Source organism: Methylobacterium sp. UNC378MF (assembly GCF_900103195.1).
Lineage (GTDB): Bacteria > Pseudomonadota > Alphaproteobacteria > Rhizobiales > Beijerinckiaceae > Methylobacterium.
Genome location: NZ_FMWU01000071.1, coordinates 1 through 2,595 on the forward strand (window position 1 = coordinate 1; position 2,595 = coordinate 2,595).

General features: G+C 69.6%; 2 protein-coding genes. Both read right to left on the reverse strand.

Annotated elements, in window-relative coordinates; translation table 11 throughout:
* Positions 1–160: 160 nt before the first annotated feature.
* On the reverse strand, positions 161–577 hold the full coding sequence (locus tag BLT59_RS30365) for a hypothetical protein (protein WP_091789975.1): 417 nt from the start codon (positions 575–577) through the stop codon (positions 161–163).
* Positions 578–773: 196 nt separating this feature from the next.
* A partial coding sequence (locus tag BLT59_RS30370; RefSeq protein ID WP_091789978.1) for a glycosyltransferase family 2 protein occupies positions 774–2,595 on the reverse strand: 1,822 nt, incomplete at its 5' end.

Here is a 2,595-nt window from a genome sequence, read left to right on the forward strand (position 1 = left end):
GAAGTCGTCCTGCCACGGCTCCAGCTGAGGCGGAGCCGGCACGGCGGTCTCAGCGGCGGTCTGCATCGATCGTGTCCTCGCACAGGTCTCGGCCGCTGGCTGCCGTCACGCGCAGCGGCGATGCGGTCACCGCAGCATCGGAAAGCAGTCCGGGCCGGCGTCAGAGCGGGCTTGGCGGCCGCGACTCGGCGTAGCCGTGGTTGAAGTAGTGCTGGGTCGGATCGGCTCCGGCGCTCGCCACGTCGCCGTTGCACTTGAGATAGAAGTCGCGGTCGAACAGACCCGAGGCCTCCAGCCACCGGAGCATCGTGTCCTCGCCGACCACCGGTGCGCCGTTGGGGGAGGCGGCCGAAGCCTCGCGATACAGCTCCACGAGGCGCGCGATGCGGGCGGCCACGTCCTTGGCGGCGGGCCGGCGCACCGAGGCGGCGACGACGCTCGACTGCTCGCCCGGGCGTCGCCGCTGGAGGTCGGCCTCGGCCAAGCGGACCAAGCGCGCGAGTTCGCCCTGCGCTTCCTTCAGCCGGGCCTGCGTCTCGGCCAGCTCTGTCCGCAGCGTCTCGACGTCCTCGCCCAAGAACCGCTCCGTCCTTATCCTCGCGCCCATGGCGCTCAAGCTTGCGCCGTGCGGCGCGCGCCGCACACCGGCCACTGCAGCGGCCAGGCCGCGCGTTGCCCGGGTGATACGATTGCCTCGCGCACGCGGTCAACCCTACCCGGGCGCTGGGCCGCACCGAGGGGGAAGGGCCTCATCTGGGTTGGAACGATGTGCGTCAGCCGGACGCCTCGCTCTCGGATCGCGAGGTGACGGAGACCGACAGCCACGGCAGGACAGTGTCCTCGGTCTCGATCAGGAGGTGGACCGCCAAGTGCTGATCGAACGGCAGCGTGAAGCGAAAGCCGCAGCGCGCCGCGTCCAGCGGGGCGGGCGCGTCGCCGAACAGGGCCGCGACCACATCTGACCGCGGCTGGTCCACGGGAAATCGATGCGTCTCACCCTCGAGTTCAGCGACCAGTGTCGCCCGGGATCCGTAAGTCGGAACGACCCAGCCGGCGAAGACCACGTGCCCGTCCTGGATCTCGGTCCCGGCGCCGGGGGCAGGCGCCTCCAGATGGGCGCGGGCGAAATCGGGGGACAGCGCCGCGCCGCCGCCCGTGACCGTGCAGACGAGCGCGTAGGGCTCGAAGCCGCGCCCACGACCGAAAAGGGCGGAGAAACGTCGGCGCTGGGACTCGACCCGGGCCGTCTGGATCGGGTCGGGGGAGTTGGACCCCGGTCTGCCGGCCCGGAGGTCCCAGACCGTGAGGATTTCCCGCAGGAACGCGATGCGGCTCCGATCGGCGACGTAGAGATCCATCAGCCAGTCGCCGGCGCCGGGCTCCTCGAAAAACGCCTGCGGCAGGGTCCGCAGCGCGTCCGCGCGGTAGAGACCGCACGAGCGGTGCGCGGTCACCGGTTCGGTGGCGAGATCCGAGAAGCGGAGGTTCCCGGTCGCGAGGCGCCCCTGCGCCTCGTGCGGTAACAGAGATCCCTCCGCCGTGCGGTGCACGAGCACCCAATTGAAGCACAGGGCGAGCTTGGGATCGCTCCGCAGGATCCGGAGCTGCTTGGCGATCTTGCGGTCCGAGATCCAGCGGGCCTCCGCGTCGCAGAAGGCGATGTAGCGGCCATCGCAGGCCGCGATGCAATCCTGCAGGTTCCGGAGCGGGCCGAGATCCTGCGGGCGCGGGCGCACGACAATGCGGTCCGGATCGGCCGCCCGAAGGGCAGCGATGCTCTCCGCGGCAGCCTGCGTCGAACGTTCGAAGCCGACGACGACACGCAGCCGGAACAGCCCGCGCTGGGCCAGAATGCCCGCGAGGGCGGGATTGAGATCGGTGCCGGGATCGGAAGCGGTCACGATGACGCTGACGGTCAGCTGCTCCTCGAGCCACACGCGGAGGGCATCGACATCGCCGACCGGCAGGCAGGCGGTGTCGAATCCCATCTCGTCGAGGGTGTCGTGGGCGATGTCGGGATGGTCCTCGATCAGGCGGCGCAAGCCCGGCACGTCCGCCTCGTCCAGGAACGCCTCTGCGAGGCGGGCGAAGATCAGCCGCTGCGACGCCGCGAAACTCTGTGCGAAGCGGCCGCCGAAATGGCTGCGCAATTGCCGGTAGAACTCGATCTCCGACTTGCCGAGCCGCTTGTGCCGCGCGAGGTCGGATGCGTGAGCCCATATCCCGCCCGCGTGCTTGCGATACACCGCCATAATCTGGGGCAGGAACCCGATCCGGCCGACCTCGGCGTGCATCAGGTGGATGTACCAGTCGGCCGGGATGATGCCGCGACCGATCTCGAGCCTCTCGCCGCCGCGATACCGCCAGCGGTAGAACACGCTGTTGGTCTGGATGAAGTTGCGCACGGCCAGATCAGAGAGAGACGGCTGCGGCGCGCAATGCTCCGGATATATCGTCGCGACGCCCGGCATGTCCTCGTAGACGACGCGCACGGGGTGAAAGCACAGCGTGTATTCCGGCCGCTGCTGCATGTAGTCGAACTGACGCTGCAGCTTGTCGGGATCCGTCCAGTAATCGTCGCCCTCGCAGATGGCG